Annotated in this window: 26 protein-coding genes; 15 read left to right on the top strand and 11 right to left on the bottom strand. The window is 62.5% G+C overall.

The genetic code is table 11. From position 1 onward, the window contains the following. Positions 1–3: 3 nt before the first annotated feature. Both urtB and urtA read right to left on the bottom strand, forming a co-directional pair. Positions 4–921: an urea ABC transporter permease subunit UrtB gene (urtB, locus tag AC3ZU9_RS16735; RefSeq protein WP_163825866.1), complete on the bottom strand. Its 918-nt coding sequence runs from the start codon at positions 919–921 to the stop codon at positions 4–6. Positions 922–1,083: 162 nt separating this feature from the next. Beyond that, positions 1,084–2,292 (bottom strand): urea ABC transporter substrate-binding protein, encoded by a 1,209-nt coding sequence (gene urtA, locus AC3ZU9_RS16730; protein WP_490091003.1) that lies wholly within the window; start codon positions 2,290–2,292, stop codon positions 1,084–1,086. Between the two features lie 301 nt (positions 2,293–2,593). On the opposite strand from urtA, the gene AC3ZU9_RS16725 reads away from it, so the two are divergent. Then, positions 2,594–5,977: an ATP-binding protein gene (locus tag AC3ZU9_RS16725; RefSeq protein WP_046036245.1), complete on the top strand. Its 3,384-nt coding sequence runs from the start codon at positions 2,594–2,596 to the stop codon at positions 5,975–5,977. Further along, positions 5,952–6,617, top strand: a complete 666-nt coding sequence (locus AC3ZU9_RS16720; protein ID WP_012723736.1) for a response regulator — start codon at positions 5,952–5,954, stop codon at positions 6,615–6,617. Before AC3ZU9_RS16725 ends, AC3ZU9_RS16720 begins: the two co-directional genes overlap by 26 nt. A gap of 54 nt (positions 6,618–6,671) precedes the next feature. On the opposite strand, the gene AC3ZU9_RS16715 is transcribed toward AC3ZU9_RS16720, so the two are convergent. Then, positions 6,672–7,502, bottom strand: coding sequence for an IclR family transcriptional regulator (locus tag AC3ZU9_RS16715; RefSeq protein ID WP_490091002.1), 831 nt, complete (start codon positions 7,500–7,502; stop codon positions 6,672–6,674). 243 nt (positions 7,503–7,745) lie between these two features. On the opposite strand from AC3ZU9_RS16715, the gene AC3ZU9_RS16710 reads away from it, so the two are divergent. From AC3ZU9_RS16710 to AC3ZU9_RS16680, 7 genes are read left to right on the top strand one after another with little or no spacing between them, the layout of a single operon-like run. Then, positions 7,746–8,774 carry an ABC transporter ATP-binding protein gene (locus AC3ZU9_RS16710; RefSeq protein WP_122811665.1) on the top strand — a complete coding sequence of 343 codons (1,029 nt, stop codon included), beginning with the start codon at positions 7,746–7,748 and terminating at the stop codon, positions 8,772–8,774. Further along, on the top strand, positions 8,771–9,616 hold the full coding sequence (locus tag AC3ZU9_RS16705; RefSeq protein ID WP_490091001.1) for an ABC transporter permease: 846 nt from the start codon (positions 8,771–8,773) through the stop codon (positions 9,614–9,616). The genes AC3ZU9_RS16710 and AC3ZU9_RS16705 overlap by 4 nt, the downstream gene beginning before the upstream one ends. A gap of 4 nt (positions 9,617–9,620) precedes the next feature. After that, entirely contained in the window at positions 9,621–10,415 is a 795-nt protein-coding gene (locus AC3ZU9_RS16700) for an ABC transporter permease (protein ID WP_012723732.1), read from the top strand. Further along, positions 10,415–10,705 (top strand): (2Fe-2S)-binding protein, encoded by a 291-nt coding sequence (locus tag AC3ZU9_RS16695; protein ID WP_102060363.1) that lies wholly within the window; start codon positions 10,415–10,417, stop codon positions 10,703–10,705. The genes AC3ZU9_RS16700 and AC3ZU9_RS16695 overlap by 1 nt, the downstream gene beginning before the upstream one ends. Further along, positions 10,702–12,045 (top strand): FAD/NAD(P)-dependent oxidoreductase, encoded by a 1,344-nt coding sequence (locus AC3ZU9_RS16690; protein WP_012723730.1) that lies wholly within the window; start codon positions 10,702–10,704, stop codon positions 12,043–12,045. Before AC3ZU9_RS16695 ends, AC3ZU9_RS16690 begins: the two co-directional genes overlap by 4 nt. Beyond that, positions 12,042–13,139, top strand: coding sequence for an NAD(P)/FAD-dependent oxidoreductase (locus AC3ZU9_RS16685; RefSeq protein ID WP_012723729.1), 1,098 nt, complete (start codon positions 12,042–12,044; stop codon positions 13,137–13,139). Before AC3ZU9_RS16690 ends, AC3ZU9_RS16685 begins: the two co-directional genes overlap by 4 nt. A 14-nt stretch (positions 13,140–13,153) precedes the next feature. Next, entirely contained in the window at positions 13,154–14,185 is a 1,032-nt protein-coding gene (locus AC3ZU9_RS16680) for an ABC transporter substrate-binding protein (RefSeq protein ID WP_490091000.1), read from the top strand. A gap of 6 nt (positions 14,186–14,191) precedes the next feature. On the opposite strand, the gene nadE is transcribed toward AC3ZU9_RS16680, so the two are convergent. From nadE to AC3ZU9_RS16665, 3 genes are read right to left on the bottom strand one after another with little or no spacing between them, the layout of a single operon-like run. Further along, the gene (gene nadE, locus AC3ZU9_RS16675; protein WP_490090999.1) at positions 14,192–15,001 is read right to left on the bottom strand and encodes an NAD(+) synthase; all 810 of its coding nucleotides are present in this window, start codon (positions 14,999–15,001) and stop codon (positions 14,192–14,194) included. A gap of 1 nt (position 15,002) precedes the next feature. Then, positions 15,003–16,220, bottom strand: coding sequence for a nicotinate phosphoribosyltransferase (pncB, locus tag AC3ZU9_RS16670; protein WP_046036237.1), 1,218 nt, complete (start codon positions 16,218–16,220; stop codon positions 15,003–15,005). Positions 16,221–16,231: 11 nt separating this feature from the next. Next, a complete protein-coding gene (locus AC3ZU9_RS16665; RefSeq protein WP_046036236.1) occupies positions 16,232–16,879 on the bottom strand; it encodes a nicotinamidase in 648 nt (215 codons plus the stop codon). A gap of 146 nt (positions 16,880–17,025) precedes the next feature. Between AC3ZU9_RS16665 and AC3ZU9_RS16660 the strand changes: the two genes are divergently transcribed. After that, entirely contained in the window at positions 17,026–17,718 is a 693-nt protein-coding gene (locus tag AC3ZU9_RS16660; RefSeq protein WP_490090998.1) for an NUDIX hydrolase, read from the top strand. Positions 17,719–17,724: 6 nt separating this feature from the next. Here the strand turns inward: AC3ZU9_RS16660 and AC3ZU9_RS16655 are convergent, their stop codons facing one another. Continuing rightward, complete coding sequence (locus AC3ZU9_RS16655) at positions 17,725–18,498, bottom strand: L-iditol 2-dehydrogenase (RefSeq protein WP_490090997.1); 774 nt, start codon at positions 18,496–18,498, stop codon at positions 17,725–17,727. Between the two features lie 19 nt (positions 18,499–18,517). Next, positions 18,518–19,828, bottom strand: coding sequence for an ABC transporter substrate-binding protein (locus AC3ZU9_RS16650; protein WP_490090996.1), 1,311 nt, complete (start codon positions 19,826–19,828; stop codon positions 18,518–18,520). 210 nt (positions 19,829–20,038) lie between these two features. Between AC3ZU9_RS16650 and AC3ZU9_RS16645 the strand changes: the two genes are divergently transcribed. From AC3ZU9_RS16645 to AC3ZU9_RS16635, 3 genes are all read left to right on the top strand, one after another. Continuing rightward, complete coding sequence (locus tag AC3ZU9_RS16645) at positions 20,039–20,977, top strand: AraC family transcriptional regulator (RefSeq protein ID WP_012723688.1); 939 nt, start codon at positions 20,039–20,041, stop codon at positions 20,975–20,977. Between the two features lie 155 nt (positions 20,978–21,132). After that, positions 21,133–22,080, top strand: coding sequence for a nucleoside-specific channel-forming protein Tsx (locus AC3ZU9_RS16640; RefSeq protein WP_046036232.1), 948 nt, complete (start codon positions 21,133–21,135; stop codon positions 22,078–22,080). 14 nt (positions 22,081–22,094) lie between these two features. After that, complete coding sequence (locus AC3ZU9_RS16635; protein ID WP_320400574.1) at positions 22,095–23,138, top strand: purine-nucleoside phosphorylase; 1,044 nt, start codon at positions 22,095–22,097, stop codon at positions 23,136–23,138. Between the two features lie 49 nt (positions 23,139–23,187). Here AC3ZU9_RS16635 and AC3ZU9_RS16630 read toward each other — a convergent pair whose 3' ends face one another. The 3 genes from AC3ZU9_RS16630 to AC3ZU9_RS16620 form a co-directional block, all read right to left on the bottom strand. After that, positions 23,188–24,147 carry a quinone oxidoreductase family protein gene (locus tag AC3ZU9_RS16630; RefSeq protein WP_490090995.1) on the bottom strand — a complete coding sequence of 320 codons (960 nt, stop codon included), beginning with the start codon at positions 24,145–24,147 and terminating at the stop codon, positions 23,188–23,190. 30 nt (positions 24,148–24,177) lie between these two features. Beyond that, the gene (locus tag AC3ZU9_RS16625; protein ID WP_012723684.1) at positions 24,178–24,351 is read right to left on the bottom strand and encodes a DUF1427 family protein; all 174 of its coding nucleotides are present in this window, start codon (positions 24,349–24,351) and stop codon (positions 24,178–24,180) included. A 90-nt stretch (positions 24,352–24,441) separates the two neighbouring features. After that, a complete protein-coding gene (locus AC3ZU9_RS16620; RefSeq protein WP_046036228.1) occupies positions 24,442–25,206 on the bottom strand; it encodes an AraC family transcriptional regulator in 765 nt (254 codons plus the stop codon). Between the two features lie 117 nt (positions 25,207–25,323). On the opposite strand from AC3ZU9_RS16620, the gene AC3ZU9_RS16615 reads away from it, so the two are divergent. Further along, positions 25,324–25,566 carry a DUF6555 family protein gene (locus AC3ZU9_RS16615; protein WP_012723682.1) on the top strand — a complete coding sequence of 81 codons (243 nt, stop codon included), beginning with the start codon at positions 25,324–25,326 and terminating at the stop codon, positions 25,564–25,566. A 16-nt stretch (positions 25,567–25,582) separates the two neighbouring features. After that, on the top strand, positions 25,583–25,855 hold the full coding sequence (locus AC3ZU9_RS16610) for a hypothetical protein (protein WP_046036226.1): 273 nt from the start codon (positions 25,583–25,585) through the stop codon (positions 25,853–25,855). Positions 25,856–26,292 lie beyond the last annotated feature (437 nt).

Raw genomic sequence — 26,292 nt, 5'->3', positions numbered from 1 at the left:
CCTCTACTTGCGCACTTTGATGGAGAACAACCCTTGCGGGCGCAGCATCAGGATCAGAATCACCGAGGACAAGGTGAGTACCTTGGCCATCGAGCCACTGAGGAAGAACTCCGACAGCGATTGGGTCTGGGCAATCACGAAGGCCGAAGCGATGGTGCCGAACAGACTCTGCGCGCCCCCGAAGACCACCACCAGGAAGGTGTCGACGATGTACTGCGAGCCCGCCGTCGGCCCGGTGGAGCCGATGGTGGTGAACGCCGCGCCGGCCACCCCGGCGACGCCGCAGCCCAAGGCGAAAGTCATGCGGTCGACCTTGCGCGTATTGATGCCCACCGCGCGGCTCATCAGGCGGTTCTGCACCGTGGCGCGCACCTGCAGGCCCCAACGCGAGCGGTAGAGCATCAGGAAGATCGCGGCGGTGAGCAGCAGGGTCAGGGCCATCATGAACAGGCCATTGCGCGGGATCTCGACGGCATCGGTGAAATTCACCGAGCCCATCAGCCAGGCCGGTGGTTCAGCGCTGACCTCGCGGGCACCGAACACTGAGCGGAAGGTCTGCTGCATCACCAGCGACAGCCCCCAGGTGGCGAGTAAAGTGTCCAGCGGGCGCTTGTACAAGCGGCTGATCATCGCCCATTCCACCAGCCAGCCAATCGCACCGGCAACCAGGAATGACAGGGCAATGGCGAAGAAGAAGTAATAGGGTTGGAAGCCCGGCGCAAAGTGCGCCGTGAGGCTGGAACACACGTAGGTGGTGTACGCGCCGATGGTCAGGAACTCACCGTGGGCCATGTTGATCACCCCCATCTGGCCAAAGATGATCGCCAGCCCCAATGCCATCAGCAACAGCACGCAGAACACGGACAAACCGTTGAACCCCTGCATCGCCGCGATGGCTCCAAATTCCGATAGCCATTCCATGATGATGGTCTCCTGAGAGCCAGGTTGAATTGCAATCTGCGTCTGCTTTATGTGGAGCGGGCTTGCTCGCGAATGCGCAGTGTCATTCACAGGTGTATTGACTGATCCACCTCGTTCGCGAGCAAGCCCGCTCCCACATTTAGCTCAGCGCCAAGACCAGGGTTATTGATAGCCTTTGGGGAACGGATTCGGCTCGATCAGATCCGACTCGTAGATCACCTTGAACTGGCCGTTGGGCTGCACTTCGCCGATGCGCGACTTGCTCCATAAGTGATGGTTCTCGTGAATCTTCACGTAGCCTTCCGGCGCGGTTTTCAGCTCGATGCCAGGCGACGCGGCCACCACTTTATCCACGTCGAAACTGCCGGCCTTCTCCACCGCCGCTTTCCACAGCCACGGCCCCAGATAGGCCGCCTGGGTCACATCGCCGATCACTGCGTCCTTGCCGTATTTGGCCTTGAAGGCCTCGACGAAGGCTTTGTTGTTCGGGTTATCCAGACTCTGGAAGTACTTCATCGAGGCATAGAAACCGGCCATGTTTTCACCGCCGATGCCGAGCAGTTCGTCCTCGGTGACCGACAGGGTCAGCAGGGTCTGCTTGGCCGAATTAACGCCCGCCGCGTTGAGTTGTTTGTAGAACGCCACGTTGGAACCACCCACCACCGCCGCAAACACCACATCAGGCTTTTTCAGCTTGACCTTGTTGATCAGCGAACCGAACTGGGTGTTACCCAGCGGGTAGTAGTCTTCGCCGACCACGGTGCCGTGCAGGACGTTCTCGATGTGCTTGCGCGCGATCTTCATCGAGGTGCGCGGCCAGATGTAGTCGGAGCCGACCAGGTAGAAGGTCTTGGCGCCCTTGGTCTTGGCGATCCAGTCAAGGCTGGCGAGAATTTGCTGGGTGGCCTCCTGCCCGGTGTAGATCACATTTTTCGACTGTTCCAGGCCTTCATAGAAGGTCGGGTAGTAGAGCAGGCCGTTTTCCTTTTCGAAGATCGGCAGCACGGCTTTGCGCGAGGCCGAGGTCCAGCAGCCGAACACGGCGGCGACCTTGTCGTTGACCAGCAGCTTCTTGGCTTTTTCGGCGAAGGTCGGCCAGTCGGAGGCGCCGTCTTCCTGGATCACCTTGATCTGCCGTCCGAGGATCCCGCCTGAGGCGTTGATCTGTTCGATGGCCAAGCGTTCGGCCTGGATCGAACCGGTTTCGGAAATCGCCATGGTGCCGGTGGCGGAGTGCAACTGGCCGACGGTGACTTCGGTCGGGGTCACGGCGAGGCCTTCGTTATCGGCCAGCACGCCCTGGCTGAACAGAGCGGCCGCCAGCAATGACAGGGCCAACAGCGGTGTGGAGCGGATCAATCGTAGTGCCATGGGGCGACTCCTCTGCAATGAGGGGTCCAGCATGGCGGCAGTGGACCGGTGCGGGTATACGCAGCCTGACGTAACGGGGTACGTCATTTGACGTATGCCGCTGCGCACTGTTTTCGAGCAAGATCCCGCCCGCCCTGACAGCACCGATCAATGTGGGAGCTGGCTTGCCTGCGATGGCGGTGTATCAACCGACTTCCCCATGCCTGACCCACCGCCATCGCAGGCAAGCCAGCTCCCACATTTTGAATCGGGGCACGGAACTTGCTCATCCACCTTGCCCACTCCCCGGAGCCATCCCGCCGTGCACCCTCCTTCCGGCACCCAGCGCATCGTCAAGATCCGCCGCGACTACAACACCTGGGTCGCCGACGAGACCATGGAAGACTACGCCCTGCGCTACACCCCCAAGTCCTTTCGCAAGTGGTCGGAGCTGCGCATTGCCAACACCGCCCTCGGCGCGGTGTCGTTCCTGGCGCTGGAGGCCATCGGCGGCGTGCTGGCCTTGAACTACGGCTTTACCAACACCTTCTGGGCGATCCTCGCCATCAGCATGGTGATCTTCCTCACCGGCCTGCCCATCAGCTATTACGCCGCACGCTACGGCGTGGACATGGACCTGCTCACCCGTGGCGCCGGCTTCGGCTATATCGGCTCCACCATCACCTCGTTGATCTACGCCAGCTTCACCTTCCTGTTCTTCGCCCTGGAAGCGGCGATCATGGCGCTGGCACTGGAGCTGTATTTCCATATCCCGCTGGCCCTGGCCTATGTGATCTGCTCGCTGCTGGTGATCCCGCTGGTGGCGTACGGCGTGACGCTGATCAGCCGCCTGCAACTGTGGACGCAACCGATCTGGCTGTTGTTGCTGGTGCTGCCGTATGGCTTTGTGGGGTGGAAGAACCCCGACGCCTTCAGCGACTGGACCAGCTTTGTCGGACGCAGCGGTGACGGCGGCGGCTTCAACCTGTTGGCGTTCTGCGCCGCCTGCACGGTGGCGTTGTCGCTGGTGACGCAGATCGGCGAACAGGTGGACTACCTGCGTTTCCTGCCCGAAAAAACGGCTGCCAACCGCAAGCGCTGGTGGGCCGCCCTGCTCTGCGCCGGCCCCGGCTGGATCATTCCCGGCGCCTTGAAGATGTTCGCCGGGGCGTTCCTGGCGTTTCTCGCGCTGCAACATGAAATCCCCATGGAACGCGCCGCCGAGCCAACCCAGATGTACCTGGTTGCGTTCCGCTACGTGTTCAGTTCGCCGGAATGGGCGCTCGGCGCCATGGTGCTGTTCGTGATTATTTCGCAAATGAAGATCAACCTGACCAATGCCTACGCGGGCTCCCTGGCCTGGTCGAACTTTTTCGCCCGTGTGACCCACAGCCATCCCGGCCGCGTGGTGTGGCTGGTGTTCAATGTGGCCATCGCGCTGATGCTGATGGAGTTGGGCGTTTTCGACGTGATCGACCAGGTGCTGGGGCTCTACGCCAATATCGCGATCGCCTGGATCGGCACGCTGGTGGCGGACCTGGTGATCAATAAGCCATTGGGCCTGTCGCCCAAGCACATCGAGTTCAAGCGCGCGCACCTCTACGATATCAACCCGGTGGGCGTCGGCTCGATGCTGATTGCGTCGTTGCTGTCGATCCTCGCCCACTTCGGCCTGTTCGGTGCCCTGGCCCAGGCGGCACCGCCCTTCGTGGCCCTGGGCACGGCGCTGGTGATGGCGCCGCTGCTGGCCTGGCTGACCCAGGGCAAGTACTACATCGCCCGCACCAGCGACGTGCAGTTGATTCACCCGGTTGCCCCCGCGACCCACGCGGTGTGCGGGCTGTGCAGCAACCCGTTCGAGACCGCGGACATGGCGTTCTGCCCGGCCTACAGCACGCCGATCTGCTCACTGTGTTGCTCGCTGGATGCGCGCTGCGGTGATCGTTGCAAGCCCCACGCCCGCCTGGTCACCCAGTTCGAAGGCGTACTGCGCTGGCTGCTGCCCAACACGATGATGCCGCGCCTGCACACACGCCTGGCCCATTACCTGGGATTGTTGCTCGCCCTGGTGCTGATGCTTGCCGGCGCATTGGCGTTGATCTACGTACAGGCGGCCCAGGGCTTGCCCCATTCCGAAACCCTGTACCAGGCGTTCTTCAAGGCGTTCCTGACGCTCTCGGTGCTGGCCGCCGTGCTCGCCTGGTGGGTGGTGCTGACCCGCGAAAGCCGTGGCGTAGCCCAGGAGGAATCCGATCGCCAAACCCTGCTGCTGATGCAGGAAATCGACGCCCACAGCCTCACCGACCAGGCCCTGCAGCAAGCCAAGGAAGCCTCGGAAGCCGCAAATGCCGCCAAGAGCCGCTACGTCACCGGGCTGTCCCACGAACTGCGCACGCCGCTCAACAGCATCCTTGGCTTCACCCAGATTCTGCAGCGCGACAGCGCCATGCCCGAGCAGCATCAGGATGCGCTGGCGACCATCCTGCGCAGTGGTTCGCACTTGGTGTCATTGATCGACGGTTTGCTCGACGTGGCCAAGATCGAGGCCGGCAAGTTGCGCCTGGAACTCACCGAAATCCCCTTCCCCGAGCTGCTCCACGACCTGGAGCAGATGTTCACCCCGCAAGCCCACGACAAGGGTCTGCGTTTTCGCCTGGACTGCGTGGGCAAGATCCCGGCGGTGGTGCGTGGCGATGAAAAACGCGTGCGCCAGATCCTGATCAACCTGCTGGGCAACGCCGTGAACTTCACCGACAGCGGCGAAGTGCGCCTGCGGGTCAGTTATATGCGCGAGACCGCCAACTTCGAGATCATCGACACCGGCATCGGCATCGATCCTGGGCAGTTGGAGCGGATATTCCAGCCGTTCGAGCGCGGCGACCTGATGCGCCAGGACAACGGCGTGGGCCTGGGGCTGACTATCACGCGCATGCTCACTGCATTGATGGGCGGCGAGCTGCGAGTAACCAGCGAGCTGGACAAGGGCACCTGCTTCCAGGTGCGGCTGTTCCTGTCTCAGGTGCGCGCGCCGCAAGCGGTGGTGCACGTGGAGCACGACATCATCGGTTATCAAGGCGAGCGGCGGCGCATCCTGGTGGTGGATGACCATGTAGACCATCGCAAGGTGCTCAGCGGCATGCTCACGCCGCTGGGCTTCGAGGTGATCCAGGCCAGTAATGGCCAGGACGCGATCCGCCAGGTGGCGCTGCTGGCGCCGGACCTGATCCTGATGGACCTGTCGATGCCGACCCTGGATGGCTACGAAACCAGCCGCCTGATACGCCGTAATGCGCTGTGCACCGCACCGATCATCGTGATCTCGGCCAACGCCTTTACCGACGACCGCGAACGCAGCATTGCCGCCGCCTGCAACGACTACCTGGCCAAGCCGGTGCGCACGCCGGAGCTGCTCGGGCGCCTGCAACAGCACCTGGACCTGCACTGGCTACGGCGCACCCAGCGCTCGATACCGCCACCGCCACCCCGTGTGCTGCCCGGCGCCGAAGACCTGGCGGTACTCGCCGAACTCAGCGCCATCGGTTACGTGCGCGGCCTGCACGAAAAACTCGACACGATCCTTGCGCAGCACCCCGACACCGAGCCTTTCATCAGCAAGGCACGCGGGTTGCTCAAGGGTTTCCGCCTGGATGAACTCAACCGAACCCTCAAGGAGGCCGAAGATGAATGCACTCACCCGCAGCACTGAACCCGGCGTTGTGCTGATCGTCGACGACACGCCGGATAACCTCGCGATGCTCTCCGACGCCCTCGACGACGCGGGCTATATGGTGCTGGTGGCCCTCGACGGCCTCAGCGCGTTGAACCGCGTACAACGCCGGCGCCCGGACCTGATCCTGCTGGACGCAATGATGCCCGGCCTGGACGGTTTCGAAACCTGCCGCCGGCTCAAGGCGCAACCCGCCAGTGCGGACATCCCGGTGGTGTTCATGACCGGGCTGACCGACACCAGGCACGTGGTGCAGGGCTTTGAAGTGGGTGGCAGTGACTACGTGACCAAGCCGATCCAGACCGACGAGGTACTGGCGCGGGTGGCGGCACATTTACGCACGTCGCGTATTTTGTTGTCGGCGCGGGAGGCGCAGCAGCCGAGTGTGTTGACGCTTGAAGATGAGCCGGCGCATAGGCTGCTGTCGGCCCGGTTCCAGTTGACCGAGCGTGAGGTAGAGGTGCTGCGCTGGGTGGCGTGCGGGAAAACCAATCGGGATATCGGGGATATCCTGGGGTTGAGCCCGAGGACGGTGAACAAGCATCTGGAGCATGTGTATGTGAAGTTGGGCGTGGAGACCCGCACAGCGGCCACCTCCGTCGCCCTGGCCGCCCTCTGAATGTGCGGGGTGCCCGCTCGCACATTTTTTGCTCTTCATCGAGGCTGAAATCGGTTACCCGCCGAAGGTGTGTGAGGGCCTGCGCAACGTCGGATCAAACGGATTGATCCGTGGCCCGATCGCCGCCGCTTCGCGCTTCAATAACTCCACCACCATCGGCAACCGGCTCGGCCCCAGGCGGTCACTGATGGTCGCCACACTCAACGCCGCCACCGCATGCCCGTCCCGATTCAGTATTGGCACCGCCAACCCCGCCATGCCTTCCAGCACCCCGGTATTGCGCGCCGCATACCCCAGGTTGCGCACGTTCTCCACTTCCGAGCGCAACAGCACTTCGTCATACAGATGGAAATCCTTGAGCCGTGGCAGGTTGTAGCGGATCACCGTCTCGCGCTCTTCCTCCGGCAAAAACGCCAGGATCGCCAGGCTGCCCTGCCCCACGCCCAATGCCACACGCCCGCCGATATCACCGGTGAAGGTGCGGATCGGGTACGGGCCTTCGCTGCGGTCCAGGCAGATCGCATCGAAGCCACTGCGCGCCAGCAGGAACAGCGAGTCGCCCAGTGAAGCACTCAGGCGCAGCATGCTCGGCCGCACCAGGTCGCGCAGGTTGCCGGTCTTGCCTGCATTGGCCGCCAGGGCGAAGAACTCCAGGCTGAGGCGATAGCGCTTGCTGCGTGCGTCCTGCTCGACCATGCCTTCGTCCATCAGGCTGCGCAGCAGGCGGTGGGTGGTGGGCTGGGACAGGCCCACCTGTTGCGCGAGCTGCGTAACGCGTTCGCCACCCTCCGGCACTTCACCCAGGGTGCGCAGCAGCGCGAACAGACGAGACACTCCGCCCACCCCGACTTCTTTGCTCTTTTCATTTCGATCAGTGGAATGCATAACAACCCATCTCTTTGCAAATTCCGGTGAGTGAATAAAACTGAAAATAACAGTCCGTTCAGTGAAATTCTATCTTCCGCCCATCCTAGTCTTCGTCCTAATCTGCGTCCACAGGGGCGAAATGAACAACAACCGGCAGCCGACTTGAGATCGAGCGCCAACGCACCCGCAACACCCTTTTCGCATCTGCCCAAAACAAAAAAGCGCGTCTCGACGCGACTCAAAAAAAGGTGGAACGCAGACATGGCATTTCTCCAACTCAACGCCTTGAGCAAACGCTACGGCGCCGTCGACGCGGTGGTCGCCACCGACCTCGCGGTGGAAAAAGGCGAGTTCGTTTCCCTGCTCGGCCCCTCGGGCTGCGGCAAGACCACCACCCTGCAAATGATCGCCGGCTTCGTCGATGTGAGCGGCGGGCAGATCCTGCTCGACGGCCGCGACATCACCCACGCCAAGCCCGCCAGCCGTGGCCTGGGCGTGGTGTTCCAGAGCTACGCGCTGTTCCCGCACATGAGCGTGCGCGACAACGTCGCCTTCGGCCTGAAGATGCGCAAAGTGCCGGCCGCCGAGATCGCCAGCAAGGTCAAGACCGTACTGGAACTGGTGCGCCTGGCGCCGCACGCCGACCGCTACCCACGGGAGTTGTCCGGCGGCCAGCGCCAGCGCGTGGCCCTGGCTCGCGCGTTGGTGATTGAGCCGCCGGTGTTGCTGCTCGATGAGCCGTTGTCCAACCTCGACGCTAATTTGCGCGAAGAGATGCAGTTCGAGATCCGCCGCATCCAGTGCGCCGTCGGTATCACTACTTTGATGGTCACCCACGACCAGGCCGAAGCGCTATCGATCAGTGACCGCGTGGTGGTGATGCAGGCCGGGCGCGTGACCCAGATCGACGCGCCCTACACGCTCTACGAACACCCGCGTACGCGCTTCATCTCCGACTTTGTCGGCAAGGCCAACCTGCTGCCGGGCGACTACGACACACTCGGCACCCCGCAAGTGCGCCACGAGAGCGGCGACGGCGAACTGACCCTGAGCCTGCGCCCGGAAAAGATCCAATTGGTGGACGCAGGCACAGGTCGCCTGCAAGGCCAGGTCATCAATCGCTACTTCTTCGGCAGCCAATGGCTGTACCACATCGACACCGCCCTCGGCGAAGTCACCGTGGTGCGCAGCAACGACGGCAACGCGCCGCTGCGTTGCGGCACAGCGGTAGGCCTGGACTGGCACGCCAGCCTGTTGCGCGTGTTGGCGGCGGATGAGGTGCACCCATGAGTCGCGGCTACCTGCTCTCGCTGCCGGCGCTGGTGCTGTTTGTCGGGCTGCTGATCCTGCCGTTGGGCCTGACCCTGGTGCTGTCGTTCAACGTGTTTGACTACCAGGTGGGCGTGAAGGCCGATGAATGGACCTTCGGGCACTACCTGTCATTGTTCAGCGATTCGTACTTTTACGAGATTTTCTGGCGCACCTTCTGGATCAGCGCGCTGGTCACCCTGCTGTGCGTGGTGATCGGTGTGCCCGAGGCTTACATCCTCAGTCGCATGGGCACGCCGTGGCGCTCGATCTTCCTGATTCTAATCCTCACGCCCTTGCTGATTTCGGTGGTGGTGCGCGCCTTTGGCTGGAGCCTGTTGCTCGGCGCGGACGGGCTGGTAAACCAAGTGATCCAGTTCCTCGGTGGGCGCCCGGTGAAGCTGCTGTACACGCCGTTCGCGGTGATCATCGCCCTGGTGCACGTGATGCTGCCGTTCATGATCATCCCGGTGTGGACCTCCCTGCAGAAACTCGACCCGTCGGCTGAACAAGCCGCGTTGTCCCTGGGCGCCAGCCAGGCCACGGTGATGCGCAAGATCGTGTTGCCGCAGGTCATGCCCGGCGTGCTGTCCGGCACCTTGATCGTGTTCGGCCTGGCCGCCAGCTCCTTTGCGATCCCCGGCCTGCTCGGCGGGCGTCGCCTGAAAATGGTCGCCACCGTGGTGTACGACCAGTACCTCTCGGAACTCAACTGGCCCATGGGCGCGACCATCGCGGTGGTGCTGCTGTTGGTCAATCTGCTGATCATGCTGAGCTGGAACCGCATGGTCGAAGGCCGCTACAAAAAGTCCCTGGGGGTTTAAGCGCATGTCCAGAAACGGTCCTTTGGCCCTTGGTTTCCACGGTTTGGTGGTGCTGTTCATGATGGCGCCGCTGGTGGTGGTGTGCCTGGTGGCCTTCACGCCCGAAAACACCTTGAGCCTGCCCACGTCGGGCTTCTCGCTGCGCTGGTTTCGCGCGGTGTTCGAGCGGGCGGATTTTATCCAGGCGTTCTATAACAGCCTGATCCTGGCGTTCACCGCTGCGACATTGGCCACCTTGATTGCCGTACCGGCGGCGTTGGCGATCAGCCGGTATTCGTTTGCGGGGCGCAACTTTCTCAGTGCGTTGTTCCTGTCGCCGATCATCATCCCGCACCTGGTGCTGGGCGTGGCCATGCTGCGCTTGTTTGCGCTGATGGGCGTCAACGGCAGTTTTACCTGGCTGATGCTGGCCCATGTGGTGATCATCACGCCGTATGTGCTGCGCCTGGTGCTGGCTGCAGCCATCGGTATTGATCGCAGCGCCGAGCATGCCGCCGAATCCCTGGGGGCTGGCCGTTTCACGCTGTTTCGCCAGATCACCCTGCCGATGATCCTGCCCGGTGTCGCCGGGGGGTGGTTGTTAGCCTTCATCAACAGTTTCGACGAGGTGACGCTGTCGATCTTCGTCAGCTCGCCGGCCACGCAAACCCTGCCGGTGCGCATGTATGTGTACGCCACCGAGTCCATCGACCCGATGATGGCGGCGGTGTCGGCGCTGGTGATTGCGCTGACGGCGGCGACCATGATTCTGCTGGATCGGGTCTACGGCCTGGACCGTGTGCTGGTGGGGAAACATTGATGGCCTTGTTCAAACGCTTAGCCGAGACCGGACGCCCGGTCCTGTCCTTCACCCTCGACGGCCAGCCCGCCAGCGGCTTGCTGGGTGACACGGTGCTCACCGCCGTGCTGACCTGCGCCGAGCACCTGCGCGGGAGTGACTTCAGCGCCGAACCGCGTGCCGGTTTCTGCCTGATGGGCGCGTGCCAGGACTGCTGGGTGCGCCTTGAAGATGGGCGCCGCGTGCGCGCCTGTTCGACGCTGCTGGAAGAAGGTCAGGCGGTCAGCCGCGATCCGGGGCGCCAGCCATGAAGCCGGTGGTGATTGTGGGCGCAGGCCCGGCAGGCATCAGCGCAGCGCGCACCCTGCTCGACCACGGCATCACACCGTGCCTGGTGGATGAGAGCCTGCGCGGTGGCGGGCAGATTTATCGGCGCCAACCCCAAGGCTTCCAACGCACCGCCAGGCAGCTCTACGGATTTGAAGCGAGCAAGGCCCAAGCCGTGCACCGCACCCTGGATGAGCTGGCGCCGCTGATCGACTACCGGCCGCAAACCCTGGTGTGGAACGCCGAGGACGGCCGCCTGGATATGCTCAACAACGGCCGCGCCGAGAGCCTCGACTACGCGCAGATCATCGTCGCCACGGGCGCCACCGACCGCATCCTGCCGGTGCCGGGCTGGACCTTGCCCGGTGTCTACAGCCTCGGCGCGGCGCAGATCGCCTTGAAATACCAGGGCTGCGCCATCGGTGAGCGCGTGGCGTTCTGTGGCAGCGGGCCGTTGTTGTACCTGGTCGCCTATCAGTACGCCAAAGCCGGGGCCAAGGTCGTGGCGGTGCTCGATAGCGCACCGTTCAGCGCGCAGTGCCGAGCGCTGCCGGCGCTGCTCGGGCAACCGGCGACCTTGGCCAAGGGCTTGTATTACCGCGCCTGGCTGACGGCCCATGGGATTGCCGTGCATCAGGGCGCCACGCTCACACAGATCGAAGGCGAACAGCGGGTCAGCGCTATTCGTTGGGGTGAGCACAGCCTGGCATGCGACGCCGTGGGCTTTGCCCATGCCCTGCGCAGCGAGACGCAACTGGCGGATCTGCTCGGTTGTGAATTCGCCTGGAACACGTTGAACCGCGCCTGGCTTCCACAACGCGACAGCGCCGGGCGCAGCAGTGTCAGCGGTGTGTACCTGGCGGGCGACGGCGCCGGGATCATGGGCGCGGACGCCGCGCAGATGGCCGGCGAGCGTGCTGCGCTGGCGGTACTGGAGGACGCGGGCATTGCCATTGATCAGCGCCGCCCCGCCGTGTTGGAGCAACAACTGGCGGGTATCCAGCGCTTTCGCCAGGGCCTGGAAACCGCGTTTCCTTTCCCTGAGCAGTGGGCGGCACAGGCACCGGATGCGTTGATGGTGTGCCGCTGCGAAGAAGTCAGCGCCGGCGATATACGGGCGGTGGTGGATGAAGGCCACTGGGAGATCAATCGGGTCAAGGCCCACTGTCGCGTCGGCATGGGCCGCTGCCAGGGCCGCATGTGCGGGCCGGCGGCAGTGGAGATTGTCGCCGAGCGCAGCGGCCGGGGCATCGAAAACGTCGGCCGCTTGCGTGGCCAGGCGCCAATCAAGCCGCTGCCATTTGGCGTGGAGGCGCAGTCATGATCGACGTCATCGTGCTGGGCGGTGGGATTGTCGGCGCGTCGGCGGCCTTGATGCTCGCGCAGAAAGGCCAGCGCGTGACCTTGGTGGAACGGGACTTCTGTGGCTCGCATTCCAGCGGCGTGAATTATGGCGGTGTGCGCCGCCAGGGCCGGCCATTGCATCAGTTGCCGCTGTCGCAGCGTGCCCATCAACTGTGGGCCGACTTGCCGGGCCTGATCGGCATCGACGGCGAATACGTGCGCTCCGGGCATTTGAAGCTGGCGCGCAGTCATGCTGATTTCGCCGCGTTGCAGGCGTATGCCGAACAAACCCGTGGCTTTGACCTGGGCTTGCAGTTGCTCGACTACGCCGAGCTGCGCGCACGCTTCCCCTGGGTCGGCGATATTGCGGTGGGCGCCTCGTTGTGCCCGCAAGACGGCCACGCCAACCCACGATTGGTGTCCCCGGCCTTCGCCCGTGCCGCGCAGCGCCTTGGCGCATCGGTGTACGAGCAGGCTGAGGTGATTGGTATAGAACATGACGGCCAGCACTTTCAGGTGCAGTGCGCCAACGGCCTGCACCTGCAAGCGCCCTGGCTGCTGAACTGTGCTGGCGCCTGGGCCGGCACCGTCGCCGCGCAGTTTGGCGAAGCGGTGCCGATCACCTCGGCGCATCCAGCGATGCTGGTCACCGAGCCGCTGCCGGTGGTGATGAATGTGAGCACCGGCGTTGAAGGCGGCGGAATTTATGCGCGGCAGGTCGCCCGGGGCAACTGCATCCTCGGCGGCGGTCGCGGTTTTGCCCTGGGCCCGCTGACCGCGCGGCCGGGGCAGGCAGCGGTGCTGGAGATCCTGCGCAATGCCGGCGAGCTGTACCCGTTCCTCAAGGGTGCCCAGGCGATTCGCACGTGGAGCGGCACCGAAGGTTATCTACCCGATCACGAACCGGTGATCGGCCCCAGCAGCACACAACCTGGCCTGCTCCATGGCTTCGGCTTTGCCGGCGCCGGGTTCCAGCTCGGTCCCGCGGTCGGTGAAGCCCTGGCAGAGATCGTCTGCGACGGGGCCAGCCGCCAACCCATCGAAGCGTTTTCCATCCGTCGTTTCCAAGCCTGAGAGGAAAAACATCCATGAACCCACGTATTGCGCTGTCCTGCTTGTCCCTCGCCCTGCTCGCTTCCACCGCGCACGCCGCGCCCACGCTGTACCTGGGCATGAACGGCGGCACCATGGAACGGGTGTACGCCGACAAGGTGCTACCCGCGTTCGAAAAGGCCAATAACGTCAAGGTGGTGATCGTGCCCGGCACCTCGTCGGACATCCTCGCCAAGATCCAGGCCAACAAAGACAACCCACAGATGCACGTGATGTTCCTCGACGACGGCATCATGTACCGCGCCATCTCCATGGGCCTGTGCGACAAGCTGGCGCCCAGCCCGCCCCTGGAACAGATCCCGGCCAAGGCCAGAATCAAGGAGGAAGCCGTGGCCGTGACCCTCGGCGTCACCGGCTTGGGCTACAACGCCAAGATGTTCAAGGAAAAAGGCTGGGCCGCGCCCACCTCATGGATGGACCTGGCCGACCCGCGCTTCAAGGAGAAAGTGGTGTTCCAGTCCTTGGCGTCGTCCACCTTCGGCCTGCACGGCTTCCTGATGTTCAACCGCATCCAGGGCGGCGACGAAACCAACGTCGAGCCCGGCTTCAAGGCCTGGCCGAAAACCGTCGGCCCCAACGTGCTGGAGTACATCGCCAGCTCGGCGAAAATCTCCGAGATGGTGCAGACCGACGAAGCCGCGATCTTCCCCCTCACCCCGACCCAGGTCGCCACCCAGAAACTGCTCGGCGTGCCGATGGAATATGCACAACCCAAGGAAGGCGCGGTGGTGCTGAACGTGGCCGAATGCGTGATCGCGCGCAACGACCAACCGGAACTGGCGCAGAAACTCGCGGCCTTTTTGCTGACCGCCGAGGCCCAGGCACCAGCGTTGGAGGAAGGTGACCAGATTCCGTCGAACCCGACCACACCGACCACCGACAAGACCCGCGCGCGAGTGGAAGCCATGCAGGGTTACCTGCAGACCGCGATTTCGATTGATTGGGACCAGGTCAACCAAGCGCGGCCGGAGTGGAATGCGCGGTGGAGTCGGTCCATCGAACGCTGATGGCGGCTACAGCGGAGCAATGGGGAGCGCGCGTTTGTGGGCGGTCTTCAGGTAGGCGCGTTCCACAAGGTTCTTGACCCGCTCACTCACCGGTTCGCCCATCAGGTAGGCGTCGACCTCTTCGTACGTGCACGCATAGGCATGCTCGTCGAGCTTGCCCGGCGCCAGTTCTTCCAAATCGGCAGTGGGCGGTTTTTGCACCAGGTTGACGGGTGCACCGAGGGCGCTGGCCAACAGGCGCACTTGGGTCTTGGTCAGGCCCGACAGCGGGGCCAGGTCACAGGCGCCGTCGCCAAACTTGGTGAAAAAGCCCATCAGCGCTTCGGCGCCATGGTCGGTGCCAACCACTAGGCCGTTGTGCAGGTTGGCCACGGCGTATTGCGCGATCATGCGGGTGCGGGCCTTGACGTTTCCCTTGATGAAATCGACGTGTTCGGCGCTGGCGTCGGTGGCGGTCAGGCTGGCCATCAGGCCGTCGACGCTGGCGGCGATGTTCAGGGTGTCGATGTGGTCCGGGGTGATGAAGTCCAGGGAGGACTGGGCGTCGCGTTCATCAGCCTGGGTCTTGTAGGGCAGGCGCATGGCGATAAAGCGTGCGGCGTACGCCTCGCTGCGCAGTTGCTGTACCGCCAGTTGGCACAGGCGGCCGGCGGTCAGCGAGTCCACGCCGCCGCTGATGCCAAGCACCAGGGCCTTGCAGCCTGAGTGGCGCAAGGTGGCCTTGATGAAGTCGATGCGCCGTTGGATTTCCTCAGGCTCGCCGCCTTGGACCAGCGCGCGGTTGATATTCAGTTCCCGTGCGATACGTTCTTGCATGTCACACCTCCACACTGCCAACGTTGAACACTTGTGCTGCGTACTGCAAAAACGAGGCGTCTTCGCAGACGTTTTTGACCGGGTCATCGGAGAATTTCACCACCGGTTCGCCGTGTACCCGCACCAGCTTCATCACGATGCTCAGCGGCTCGACGCCTTCCACATCGCAGGCCAGGCTGGTGCCCATGCCGAACCCGAACTTGGCCTTGCCACGCACGTGGCGCAGGATCGGCAGGCATTTCTCGAAGTTGAGGCCATCGGAGAACATCAGGTCCTTGGTCATCGGGTCGATGCCCAATTGCTTGTAGCGGGCGAGCACCTTGTCGGCCCAGGCGATGGGATCACCGGAATCCTGGCGAAGACCGTCGTACAGTTTGGCGAAGTACAGGTCGAAGTCCTTGAGGAAAAAGTCGGTGCTGATGCAGTCGGTCAGGGCGATCCCGAGGCGACCACGGTATTCACGTACCCAGTTTTCCAGCGCGGCATTCTGGCTTTCGCGCAGCCGGCCCAGTTGCTGGTGCACCATCAGCCATTGGTGGGCCATGGTGCCGATCAGCGGCAGGTCGAATTCGTAGGCCAGGTGCGCGTTGCTGGTGCCGACGAACTGGCCGGGGAAGTCGCGACGCATGATGTCGACCACTTCACGCTGGGCCTTGAACGACAGGCGCCGGCGCGTGGAGAAGTCGGAGACGCGCAAGTCGGCCAGTTCATCGCGGCTGAGGTTTTTCTCCAGCCAGTCGAACTTCTGGTACAGCTTGCGGGTGACGTCTTCGAGGGTCACGTCAGGGTATTTGTCGCGGTTGCGCAGTTCGCTGACCAGGGCCAGTACCGGCTGTTCGAACATGATGCAGTGCAGCATCGGGCCGACCACGCGGATGTTCAGCTGGCCGTCGACTTCACTGACGTGGATATAGCGCAGGTTGAAGCGGAACAGACCAAGGAAGCGCTCGTAATCCGGCGTGAGGTATTCGCGAAAGCGTGGGTTGAACAGAAAGCGCAGCTCGCCTTCGCGCATGTGCAGGCCGGCCATTTTTTCAAGTTCGGCGCGCAGCTCGGGGATCAGGTGGCCGAGTTTTTCCTTCGAACGGACGATGAAGTTGTACTCGACATCGACATTCGGGTGCTGGTGCAACACGGCTTGCATCATGGTGAAGGTGTAGTAGTCGGTGTCGAGCAAGCCCTGGATCACCGGGGACTCGTAGTCGTATGCACTTTCCATGGTGTCTCTCCTTAACGCGTGGCCATTGCGGCCAGTTCTTCGCGGGTGCTGCTGATGACGGCACCGGCCTTGAGCAATTCATTGACGGCCCGTACGCCGCCCTCTTCCGTGATGCCCCTGCACGCCGGCAGGTGCAGGACCACGTCCAGGCCGGCCTTGAGCAGTTGCAACGCGGTGGTCTTGACGCAGTAGTCCAGCGCCAGGCCGCCGACGATCACGCGGGTGACGCCCTGGGCCTTGAGGTACTCAATGACGCCGGTGGACAGCTTGTCGTGCAGGTCGTGGTAGCAGGCACCGTAGGGGTGCAGGTCGGGTTCGACGCCTTTCCAGATGAAGTAATCGTAGTCATAGGGCGTGGGCAACGCGTCCAGCAGGGTGAAGCCTTCGGTGCCGGGGACGCAGTGGCTCACCCAGGTCACATCGGCATGAGCCAGGCCGGTGGGTTGCAGCATCTCGCTGTGCTGCGACACCACCCAGGGAGCGTGCGGGGTGTGGGCGTCCTTGCTGCCGACGCGATGGCCGGCGAGGCTGGCCATGTAGTTGAGTTCGGCACCGATCTGGTCACCGCCGGCCACAGGCAACTCGTTGGGGCACAGTGGCGTGAAGCTCTTCTGGGCGTCGACGTCGAATGAGGCAATGGCGGTTTTCGCGAGGGTCATGGCGTTTCTCCTGTGGCCTGGAAACAAAAGTACACGTCATGTACTTTCATTGCAAGAAACATTTGGTTATCTATCCTGGCGTCAGTACATGACATATCTGTTTGATCCGTTAGACTGTGCCCCATTGTTATTCGCAAGGAGTTCACATGCCGCTTAGCGCCTACCTCCACACCGTCGACCTGTGCGTACTGTTCTACTGCCGCCGCGCGGGCGAATTGAAGCTGCTGCTGAACAAACGCGACGCCGAGCCGTTCGCCGGGCACTGGGCGTTGCCGGGGGTGGTGGTGAATGGCAGCGTGCAAGATCTGCGCCTCCAGGATGCGGTGGAGCGCTTGCGGGCGGGTGACAAGGTGGGGTTTGAACTGGCCTGGAACGAGCAAGTCGGCACGGTGGGCGATGCGTTTCGCGACCCGCGTTGCTGGTCGTCGTCCACGTACTACCTGGCGATCGTGGCGGATGAGGTGACGCTCGGCGAGCATCAAGCCTGGTATTCACTGAATGCCGTGGCGGACGGCAGCATCAAGCTGCCGTTCGATCACAACATGATCGTGGCATCGGTACAGGAACGCCTGTTTTCAAAGTCGCTGTACAGCAGCTTGCCGCTGATGTTCCTGGGCAATGAATTCAGCGCGCCGGAAGCGACCACGATCTTTTCCCTGGTGCTGGCACGGCCGGTGTTGAAGACCAGTATTCGCCAGCGCATGTTGAAGCTGACCGAGGCGGGGTATCTGCGGGAGACGGGGCGCAAGAAGCAGGGTGAAGGCGGCAGGCCCCAGGCGACGGTGGAAAACCTGAAGCCTGGGGACATTTACTTCTTTGATCGAAGTTTCGCCGAGTAGGCGGCGTCAATTCATCCAGTTGCCGCCATCGACGTTGTAGGTCTGGGCCACTACATAGTCGGCCTCCTGCGAGGCCAGGAAGATCGCCATCCCGGTCAAATCTTCCGCCGTGCCCATCCGTCCAAAGGGCACCTCATCCCCTACCCGCTTTTTCTTCTCGCCGGGCGCCAGCCCCTCATGCTTGGCAAACAACGCGTCCACCCCATCCCAATGTTCCCCATCCACCACGCCCGGTGCGATGGCGTTGACGTTGATGCCCTGCTTGATCAGGTTCAGCCCCGCCGATTGCGTCAGGCTGATCACCGCTGCCTTGGTCGCACAGTAGACCGCCACCAGCGCCTCGCCCCGGCGCCCGGCCTGGCTGGCCATGTTGATGATCTTGCCGCCGTGGCCCTGGCCGATCATCTGCCGCGCAGCGGCCTGCAGGGTGAACAGCGTGCCGGCGACGTTGATCGAGAACAGCCGTTCATAGCTGTCACGGGTGATGTCGACGAGGGGCGCCAGGTCGAACAGCGCCGCGTTGTTGATCAAAATATCCAGCTTGCCGGCCTGGGCCACCACGGCGGCAATCGCGCTGTCGATGGACGCTTGGTCAGTGACGTCCATGGCTACCGCATAGGCTTGTGGGCCCAGTTCAGCCGCTGTGGCCTGGGCCCGTTGCAGGTTGATATCGGCGATGGCCACCGTGGCGCCTTCGGCGATATAGGCCTGGGCGAAGGCGCGGCCGATACCGCGCGCCGATCCGGTGATCAGCGCGCTCTTACCTTCCAGTCGTTTCATGGGTATGTCCCGTCAAAAATTACTTCGGATAACCGGCGCGTTTCATCTCGCGCTCGGTGGTGGACTGCGCTTGCAGCAGGGCCTGGTCAACCGACATGCCGCCGGTCAGCGCCGCCGAGAACAGCTTGCCGACCGAGGTGCCGATGGCCTGGAACTCAGGGATCGTCACGTATTGAATGCCCACGTACGGCACCGGCTTGGCCGATGGGTGCGCGGGGTCGGCGTGTTTCATCATTTCCAGGGTCACCTGGGCAAACGGGGCGGCCTTCAGGTACGCCTCGTTGTAGGTGGACTGGCGGGTGCCGGGCGGTACGTTGGTGATGCCTTCCTTGTCGGCGACCAGTTGGATGTAATCCTTGGAGGTCGCCCAACTGATAAAGGCCTTGGCGGCGTCCTTGTGCTTGGACGTGGCCGGGATCGCCAGGGACCAGGCGTAGAGCCATGACGAGCCTTTATCAGTGACTTCGGTCGGCGCGGCGGCAAAACCGACGCTGTCGGCGACCTTGCTCTGGCTTTTATCGGTGGTGAAGGAGCCGGCCACGCTGGCATCGACCCAGATCGCGCACTTGCCGCTGTTGAACAGCGCCAGGGTTTCGTTGAAGCCGTTGCTGGACACGCCCGGCGGGCCGTATTGCTTGAGGGTGTTGACGTAGAAATTGGCCGCGGCGGTCCACTCGGGACTGGTCAGCTCGGGCTTCCACTGCTCGTCAAACCAGCGCGCGCCAAAGGCGTTGGCCATGGTGCTCAGCAAGGCGATGTTCTCGCCCCAACCGGCCTTGCCGCGCAGGCACATGCCGTATTGGTCCTTATCCTTGGCGGTGAGCTTGGAGGCGAACTCGCCGAGCTGGGTCCAGGTAGGATGCGACGGCATAGTCAAGCCTGCCTGCTTGAACAGGTCGGTGCGGTAATAGGTGACGGTGCTTTCGCCATAGAACGGCAAGGCGTACAGGGTGTTATTGACCGACAGGCCTTGGCGTACCGAGGGGAAGATATCGTTGGCGTCGTAATCGGCGGGCAGCTGGGTCAGCGGTTCCAACCAGTGCTTGGCGCCCCAGAGCGGGGTTTCGTAAGTGCCGATGGTCAGCACGTCGAACTGCCCGCCCTGGGTGGCGATATCGGTGGTGAGGCGCTGGCGCAGCACGTTTTCTTCCAGCACCACCCAGTTGAGCTTGATGTCCGGGTGCTGTGCTTCGAACACTTTGGACAGGCGCTGCATGCGGATCATGTCGCTGTTGTTGACCGTGGCGATGGTGACGGTGTCGGCAGCCTGGCCGGGCATGGCCAATGCCAGGCCGGAAAGCAGGAACAACGCTTGCGGGAGCTTGAACATAGCGGTTTCCACCTGTTGTTTTTGTTGTTGAGGGCCGATTACAGCAGCTTGGCCAGGCCCTCACAAACGCAGGGCGGATGCTCGACTGATACTTTTTTAACCGTCGCCTGTCAGTTAAAAAAGTATCAGTGCCAAGCGAAACCGGGGGTAGCGCGGGTATCGCCAACCCGCGTATTTTGAGGCGATTCCACCCATACAAGAGGCATTACCATGCCCATCAGCCGCGCCCAACTGTTCGAACACCGTCCCGCCGAACTCGAAGTGATCCTGCCCGAACCGGATCATTGCTTTCGCTGGTTCGAACACGACTATCCCTATGAGCTGGCGCGCTGGAACCACCACCCTGAATTCGAAATCCACCTGATCCGCCAGGGCAACGGCAAGCTGGTGGCCGGCGACTACATTGGTGCGTTCAGTGCCGGGCATGTGGCACTGATCGGCCCCGATCTGCCCCACGACTGGATCGGTGAGCTGGCGCCCGGCGAATACCTGAGCGGCCGCGACGTGGTGCTGCAATTCGACGGCGCCGCCCTCCTCGCCCTGCGCAAGACCCTGCCGGAGCTCGGGGACCTCTCGGCGTTGTTCGAACAGGCCCGTCGTGGCCTGGAATTTATTGGCGAGGCCGCTGTAAAGGCAGCGCACTTGATGGAAGCCATCGGCAACGCCCAGGGCCTGCAACGGTTGATCCTGTTCCTGCAACTGCTCGACAGCCTGAAAAATGCGCCGACGCAACAGGTCAAGGCCCTGGCCAGCCCCTGCTATGCGCCGACCCTGGACGCACGCAGCGCCGAACGCATCAACAAGGCGTTCGACTATTTGATGCGCGAGCTGACGGGCGATGTGCGCCTGTCGGTGATCGCACAACAACTGGACATGAGCGAACCGGGCTTCTCGCGTTTCTTCAAACGCAACACTGGCCACGGTTTTATCGACTTGATGCGCAAGTTCCGCGTGCAACGCGCCTGCCGGCTGTTGCTGCAAAGTGATATGTCGGTGGCCGATATCTGCTTTGAAGTGGGCTACGCCAACCTGTCCAATTTCAATCGGCACTTCCGGATCGAAATGAACCAGACACCGAGTGACTATCGGCGGGAAACAGCCATGCACCTGTTCCAGCGCATTGAAAAAATGACACCCAGTCAATTCTGACCAAAAGGTCGACTAATCCCGTTTTTTTGCAGGCTGATCAATCGATTGAGCAAAGTTGGTACAACCTGTGCAAACGTTTGCGGTATGAACTTGGCCACCCAGTTCACCTCTTCCCGAAGCATCGGGTCTAAACCGCGTACGAATAGGGATTTTCAATGCACTTCACCTCAAGGCGTCCTACCCCCTTTGGTGTTTCCTTGCTACTGGCTGCCGTTACGGGAGTACTCAGCGCTCCCATTTTGGCGCAGGAAAAACCTGTCGATGACTCAGCACAGGGCGAAACGCTCAGCCCTGAGGCAAACCCGGCAAAAAAAGGCGTGTACCTGTCGGACTGGTTCAACCAGGACCTGACGTTGATCGGCAGCAAAGACATCAGTTTCGGCCCCAAGCCGCAGGATGATATCTACCTGGAGTACGAATACTTCGGCCGCAAAGGCCCCTTCGAGCTATACGGCTATATCGACGTGCCGAAGATCCTCACCATCGGCAACAGCAATGACAAAGGTGTGTGGGACCATGGCTCGCCCGTGTTCATGGAGCATGAGCCACGTATCTCCATCGACTACCTCGCAGGCCGCAGCCTCGCCATCGGGCCGTTCAAGGAATGGTATGTCGCGTTCGACTGGATCTACGACCACGGCAGCAATAAGGAAAATCGCGCCAACACCCTGTACAGCGGCCTCGGCACCGACATTGACACCCACTCGCGGGTCAACCTGTCGGCCAACTTCTACGGGCGTTACCAGTGGGAAAACTATGGTGCCAGCAATGAATATTCCTGGGACGGTTACCGCGCGCAAATGAAGTACATCGTGCCCATCGGCAAATTCGACAACGGCGCCTCACTGACCTATATCGGCTTCACCAACTACGATTTCGGCTCGGACCTGCACAAGGACAACCCGGCGCGCACCGCCAATTCCGTGGTGGCCACCAACGTGCTGTTGTATTCGTTTACCCACCTGCGGTTCACCCTGGTCGGCCGTTACTTCCATAACGGCGGCAACTGGGAAGACGGCAGCGAGTTGAATTTCGGCGAAGGCAACTTCCGCGCCCGCTCCGACGGCTGGGGTTATTACGCCGGCGTGGGCTACCAATTCTGATCAAGGAGCTATAGATGAAAGCATTTACCCGTCGCTCTGTTACCGGCTTCTCGATGGCTGTCGGCCTGGCGCTGCTACCCCATGTGGTGCTGGCGAATACGCCTGCGCCGATCAAACCCAAGGTGATGCTGATCACCATGTTCGCCCCCGAGGCGCAAACCTGGATTGATCGCCTGGAACTCAAGCAGGAAGTGCGTGTACCAGGGCTGTCCGCCGAATACCCGGTGATCCGCTGCAACACCCAGGACGTGTGCCTGCTGGTGACGGGCATGGGCCAGACCAATGCCGCCGCGTCCACGTTGGCATTGGCGCTGTCGCCCAAGTTCGACCTGCGCCAGAGCTACTTCCTGATCGCCGGGATCGCCGGTATCAGCCCCAAGCACGGCACCCTCGGCACCGCCGCCTGGGCGCATTACCTGGTGGAGTTCGGCACCCAGTGGGAGCTGGACTCACGGGACGCGCCCAAGGATTGGCCGACCGGCTATATCGGCATCAACACCAAGGGCCCCAACGAAAAACCACCGTTGGACTACAAGACCGAAGTGTTTGAGCTGAATCCCAAATTGCAGGCCAAGGCCTTCGCCTTGTCGCACAACGTCGAGCTGACGGAAAGCAAGGAATCCAGCGCCTGGCGCAAACACTACCCCGCCGCCCCTGCCAACCAACCGCCGCAGGTCACCCGCTGCGACACGCTGGCCGGCAATACCTGGTTCTCCGGCACACGCCTCAGCGAACGTGCCGAAGTCTGGACCAAGCTGCTGACCGACAACAAAGGTGAATACTGCACCACCCAGCAGGAAGACAACTCCACCTATGAAGCGTTGCTGCGCGCCAGCCGCGAAGGCTTGGTGGATATCCAGCGCCTGGCGGTGGTACGTGCCGGCTCGGACTTCGACCGCCCTTACCCTGGCTACAGCGAAGTGGACAACCTGCTGAAATACGCCGATCAAGGCGGCTTCGTGCCGGCGCTCGAGAACCTCTACCGCACGGGCAACCCGTTGGTACAGGCGATCCTGAAGAACTGGTCGGCCTGGGAGAAAGGTGTTCCCGAAGCTTGATGGAGATCGACAGGTGGGAGGAGTAAGCCCCTCCCACATTTTCACCGTGTCAGGGCAGGAAGATGATTTTGTCGGGGCTGCCCTGGTTCACTTCTTCGTAACACTCCACGCCATTTGCCAACGCGACTTCACGCAAGCCCGTCGGCAACGGCAGCAAGCCTTCATCAAAGAAGCGCCCGAACTGTTCCAGCATCACCGCGCATTGCTCGCCGTTGTAGAGCAGCGAATTGATCCCCACCACCGAGCCGCCCTTGCGATACAGGGCCAGGGCCGGCAGTTGCACATGACCGTCCACCGGTGCCGCGATAATCGCGATACGACCGAACGGCGCCAGGCCCGCCACGGCCGCCGGCAGCCAGAAACCGGTGGTGTCGAAGATCACATCGGCGCCGCCCTTGAACACGGCATTCACCTGCGCACCCAGTTCTTCCGGCGTGCCCAGGGCAATCGCCTCGAAGCCCTGCGCTTGCAAGACTTCAACCTGCTCCGGTCGACGCACGGCGGCCAGTACTTGGGCGCCGCGGATTTTCGCCAAGGCCAGGGTCGCGCTGCCCACCGCGCCATTGGCGCCAATCACCAACAAGCGCGTGCCCTGGATCACCCCGCTACGCTCAAGGGCGTCCCAGGCGGTGGTGTACGGTACGCCGAGGCTCGCGGCCTGGGCAAAACTCAGGTGGGTGGGTTTATGCGCCACACCCTTGGCCGACACGGTGAGGTACTGGGCGTGGGAACCGTCGGCAAAGAACCCCAGGTCGCGGCCGGTGCCCCAGACTTCCTGACCCACCAGTTCCTGTGGCCCCTCCACGACGACACCGGCAAAGTCGCGGCCGGGAATGCGTGGCAAGGTGGTGTAGGGGAAGCGGCCGAGCACGTTCTTGACGTCGCTGGGGTTGAGGCCCGCGGCCTTGATCTGTACCAGCACTTCACCCGCGGCCGGCACCGGGGTGGCGACGTCGACAAAGCCGAGGGCGGCGAGATCGCCGGTGGCAGTAAATTGCAGTGCTTTCATGGCCAATATCCATCGAAGAAAAAAAGCAGGTCAAGACAACCAGGTGCCCACCAGCTGCCGGCCCATGGGCCAGAGCTTTTCGCCCAGCAGCATGCCCATCAGGCCTATCAAGGCGATGGCCGGGGGCGCGGGCGAGCGGAAATCCAGGGCACCATAGATCACGCCGACAAACAGGCCGATGGCGAGGGAAATCAGATAGTTCATGGTGAGCAGCGCCGTGTGGTGAGAGGCGCTCAGTGTAGAGAGGCGTTTCCTGAAGCATCGGCCAAGTGCTTCAGGATTTCGGCCATCCGTTCAACCGGCGTAGTGCGAGGGCGCCACGCCGAGTTCGCGGCGAAACATGTCGCTGAAGCTGCTGGGTGAATAGCCGAGCGAGCGGGCAATCCCGCTGACCGACTGGCCCTGGATCAATTCCGCCACCGCCGTGGCCAATTGCACCTGGCGACGCCACTCGGCGAAGCCCATGCCCAGGTTGTGCTGGAACAACCGCGCCAGGGTGCGCACGCTGGCACCAGCGGTTTCGGCATGTTGCTCAAAAGGGATCTCCAGGGAGGGCGCGGCCATGACCGCCTGGCAGACATTGATCAGTCGACGGTCAGCCTCAACCGGCATGGCGATGCGGATCGGCGAGCGGCGCGCCCGTTGCAGCTCCAGCAAGGCCAGGCTGACCACCGCGTCGTAGTACGCCGCCTCACCGTTGTCGCCCTCGTCCACCAGCGTGACGATCAACTCGCGGAGCAGCCCTCCCACCTCGATCACCTGCACCTGGCTGTCCAGCGTCGCTGCCAATGCTGGTCGCAGGTAGATATTGCGCATCTGCAAATCCGACACCACGCGGATCCCATGTTCCACCCCCGGCGGCAGCCACACCGCACGTTGAGGCGGCACCACCAGGGCTTCACGGGGCGTCTCGACCCACATCACGCCGCTCATGGCGTAGAGCAACTGGCCCCATTCGTGGCTATGCGGCTCCACGTACAGCCCACGCGGGTAGGTACGCGCCAAGGGCTGTACGGGAACGGCGTGGTCACTGAGGTCGGGGGGCGCGGCCAGGGCCATGGGGATGCACATCAATCAAGGAAGAGTCGCCATGGTAATGACCACCGCTGGAGAATCCGAGTGAATTTTTGCGGCACGGGACGATCACTTGTTTATACATGGAGGGTTAATGGACCAATGAATAACGCAAAACTATTTGTGATCGACTACAGCCTGCACGGTGAACCCAAGTCCTTCATCATTCGCCTGGAAAAGCTTGATGCAGCAGAAGCCTGGCACTGGGCAAGCTGTGACGCAGGGGTGGGCCGTATCGGTCGGTTCGCCCGCGAGCAAGTGAAGAAGACCAGCCAGCAGCAAGCCGAAAAGTTCGGTATTACCCACGTACAATGGCGCCGCTCGGACGCGCGCGCCCAGGCTTGATCAGGGAGTGACAAACATGAATTTATCCATACCGGTCAATGGCAAGGCGCGCATTGATTACACCCAGGAAACGCTTTTTGGGCCCATGGCCAAGCATGTCGAGTGCCAAGTGAGCGTGCAACGGCGAGCTGGCGGGACTGTGCTGAAGGTGTTCCAGCCTTTGCCGGACGATCTGCACGCGGCGCAGACCGTGGTGTTTGCGCTGGAGGGGCGGCGTACCCGCGCAGTGGTGAAGGATAGCCAGCACCTGTCTGACCATAGCTTGCGGCTTGAACTGGAAACCCAATAGGGAATAAACCGCAGCTTACCTGTGGGAGCTCGATGGCCCTAGGTATCTACACCACTCTGGATATGGCGCTGGACCGGTGGCGAGGAAGCTTGCTCCCGCCGGCTGCCTGACAGCTGACCACAATCTAACCGTTACCCCGCGATCCAAATGTGGGAGAGGGCTTGCTCCCGCTGGCGGCCTGACAGCCGAGCGCCACCTAACGGTTAGACCGCGATCCAAATGTGGGAGGGGGCTTGCCCCCGATAGCGGTGTGTCAGTCGATTCATCAGGTGACTGATTCAGCGCCATCGGGGCATCGGTATCTATACAATTCTGGCTATGGCGCTGAACCTGTGGCGAGGGAGCTTGCTCCCGCCGGCTGCCTGACAGCCCACCGCCATCTAACGGTTAGACCGCGATCCAAATGTGGGAGGGGGCTTGCCCCCGATAGCGGTGTG

Source organism: Pseudomonas sp. A39 (assembly GCF_058145955.1).
Note: the sequence above shows the minus strand (reverse complement) of the source record. Positions and strands in the feature narration are given on the sequence as shown.

Coding starts and splice junctions, on each gene's coding strand:
- urtB (WP_163825866.1), bottom strand. CDS start 921: ATGGAATGGCTATCGGAATTTGGAGCCATCGCGGCGATGCAGGGGTTC.
- urtA (WP_490091003.1), bottom strand. CDS start 2,292: ATGGCACTACGATTGATCCGCTCCACACCGCTGTTGGCCCTGTCATTG.
- AC3ZU9_RS16720 (WP_012723736.1), top strand. CDS start 5,952: ATGAATGCACTCACCCGCAGCACTGAACCCGGCGTTGTGCTGATCGTC.
- AC3ZU9_RS16715 (WP_490091002.1), bottom strand. CDS start 7,502: ATGCATTCCACTGATCGAAATGAAAAGAGCAAAGAAGTCGGGGTGGGC.
- AC3ZU9_RS16710 (WP_122811665.1), top strand. CDS start 7,746: ATGGCATTTCTCCAACTCAACGCCTTGAGCAAACGCTACGGCGCCGTC.
- AC3ZU9_RS16705 (WP_490091001.1), top strand. CDS start 8,771: ATGAGTCGCGGCTACCTGCTCTCGCTGCCGGCGCTGGTGCTGTTTGTC.
- AC3ZU9_RS16700 (WP_012723732.1), top strand. CDS start 9,621: ATGTCCAGAAACGGTCCTTTGGCCCTTGGTTTCCACGGTTTGGTGGTG.
- AC3ZU9_RS16695 (WP_102060363.1), top strand. CDS start 10,415: ATGGCCTTGTTCAAACGCTTAGCCGAGACCGGACGCCCGGTCCTGTCC.
- AC3ZU9_RS16690 (WP_012723730.1), top strand. CDS start 10,702: ATGAAGCCGGTGGTGATTGTGGGCGCAGGCCCGGCAGGCATCAGCGCA.
- AC3ZU9_RS16685 (WP_012723729.1), top strand. CDS start 12,042: ATGATCGACGTCATCGTGCTGGGCGGTGGGATTGTCGGCGCGTCGGCG.
- AC3ZU9_RS16680 (WP_490091000.1), top strand. CDS start 13,154: ATGAACCCACGTATTGCGCTGTCCTGCTTGTCCCTCGCCCTGCTCGCT.
- nadE (WP_490090999.1), bottom strand. CDS start 15,001: ATGCAAGAACGTATCGCACGGGAACTGAATATCAACCGCGCGCTGGTC.
- pncB (WP_046036237.1), bottom strand. CDS start 16,220: ATGGAAAGTGCATACGACTACGAGTCCCCGGTGATCCAGGGCTTGCTC.
- AC3ZU9_RS16665 (WP_046036236.1), bottom strand. CDS start 16,879: ATGACCCTCGCGAAAACCGCCATTGCCTCATTCGACGTCGACGCCCAG.
- AC3ZU9_RS16660 (WP_490090998.1), top strand. CDS start 17,026: ATGCCGCTTAGCGCCTACCTCCACACCGTCGACCTGTGCGTACTGTTC.
- AC3ZU9_RS16655 (WP_490090997.1), bottom strand. CDS start 18,498: ATGAAACGACTGGAAGGTAAGAGCGCGCTGATCACCGGATCGGCGCGC.
- AC3ZU9_RS16650 (WP_490090996.1), bottom strand. CDS start 19,828: ATGTTCAAGCTCCCGCAAGCGTTGTTCCTGCTTTCCGGCCTGGCATTG.
- AC3ZU9_RS16645 (WP_012723688.1), top strand. CDS start 20,039: ATGCCCATCAGCCGCGCCCAACTGTTCGAACACCGTCCCGCCGAACTC.
- AC3ZU9_RS16640 (WP_046036232.1), top strand. CDS start 21,133: ATGCACTTCACCTCAAGGCGTCCTACCCCCTTTGGTGTTTCCTTGCTA.
- AC3ZU9_RS16635 (WP_320400574.1), top strand. CDS start 22,095: ATGAAAGCATTTACCCGTCGCTCTGTTACCGGCTTCTCGATGGCTGTC.
- AC3ZU9_RS16630 (WP_490090995.1), bottom strand. CDS start 24,147: ATGAAAGCACTGCAATTTACTGCCACCGGCGATCTCGCCGCCCTCGGC.
- AC3ZU9_RS16625 (WP_012723684.1), bottom strand. CDS start 24,351: ATGAACTATCTGATTTCCCTCGCCATCGGCCTGTTTGTCGGCGTGATC.
- AC3ZU9_RS16620 (WP_046036228.1), bottom strand. CDS start 25,206: ATGGCCCTGGCCGCGCCCCCCGACCTCAGTGACCACGCCGTTCCCGTA.
- AC3ZU9_RS16615 (WP_012723682.1), top strand. CDS start 25,324: ATGAATAACGCAAAACTATTTGTGATCGACTACAGCCTGCACGGTGAA.
- AC3ZU9_RS16610 (WP_046036226.1), top strand. CDS start 25,583: ATGAATTTATCCATACCGGTCAATGGCAAGGCGCGCATTGATTACACC.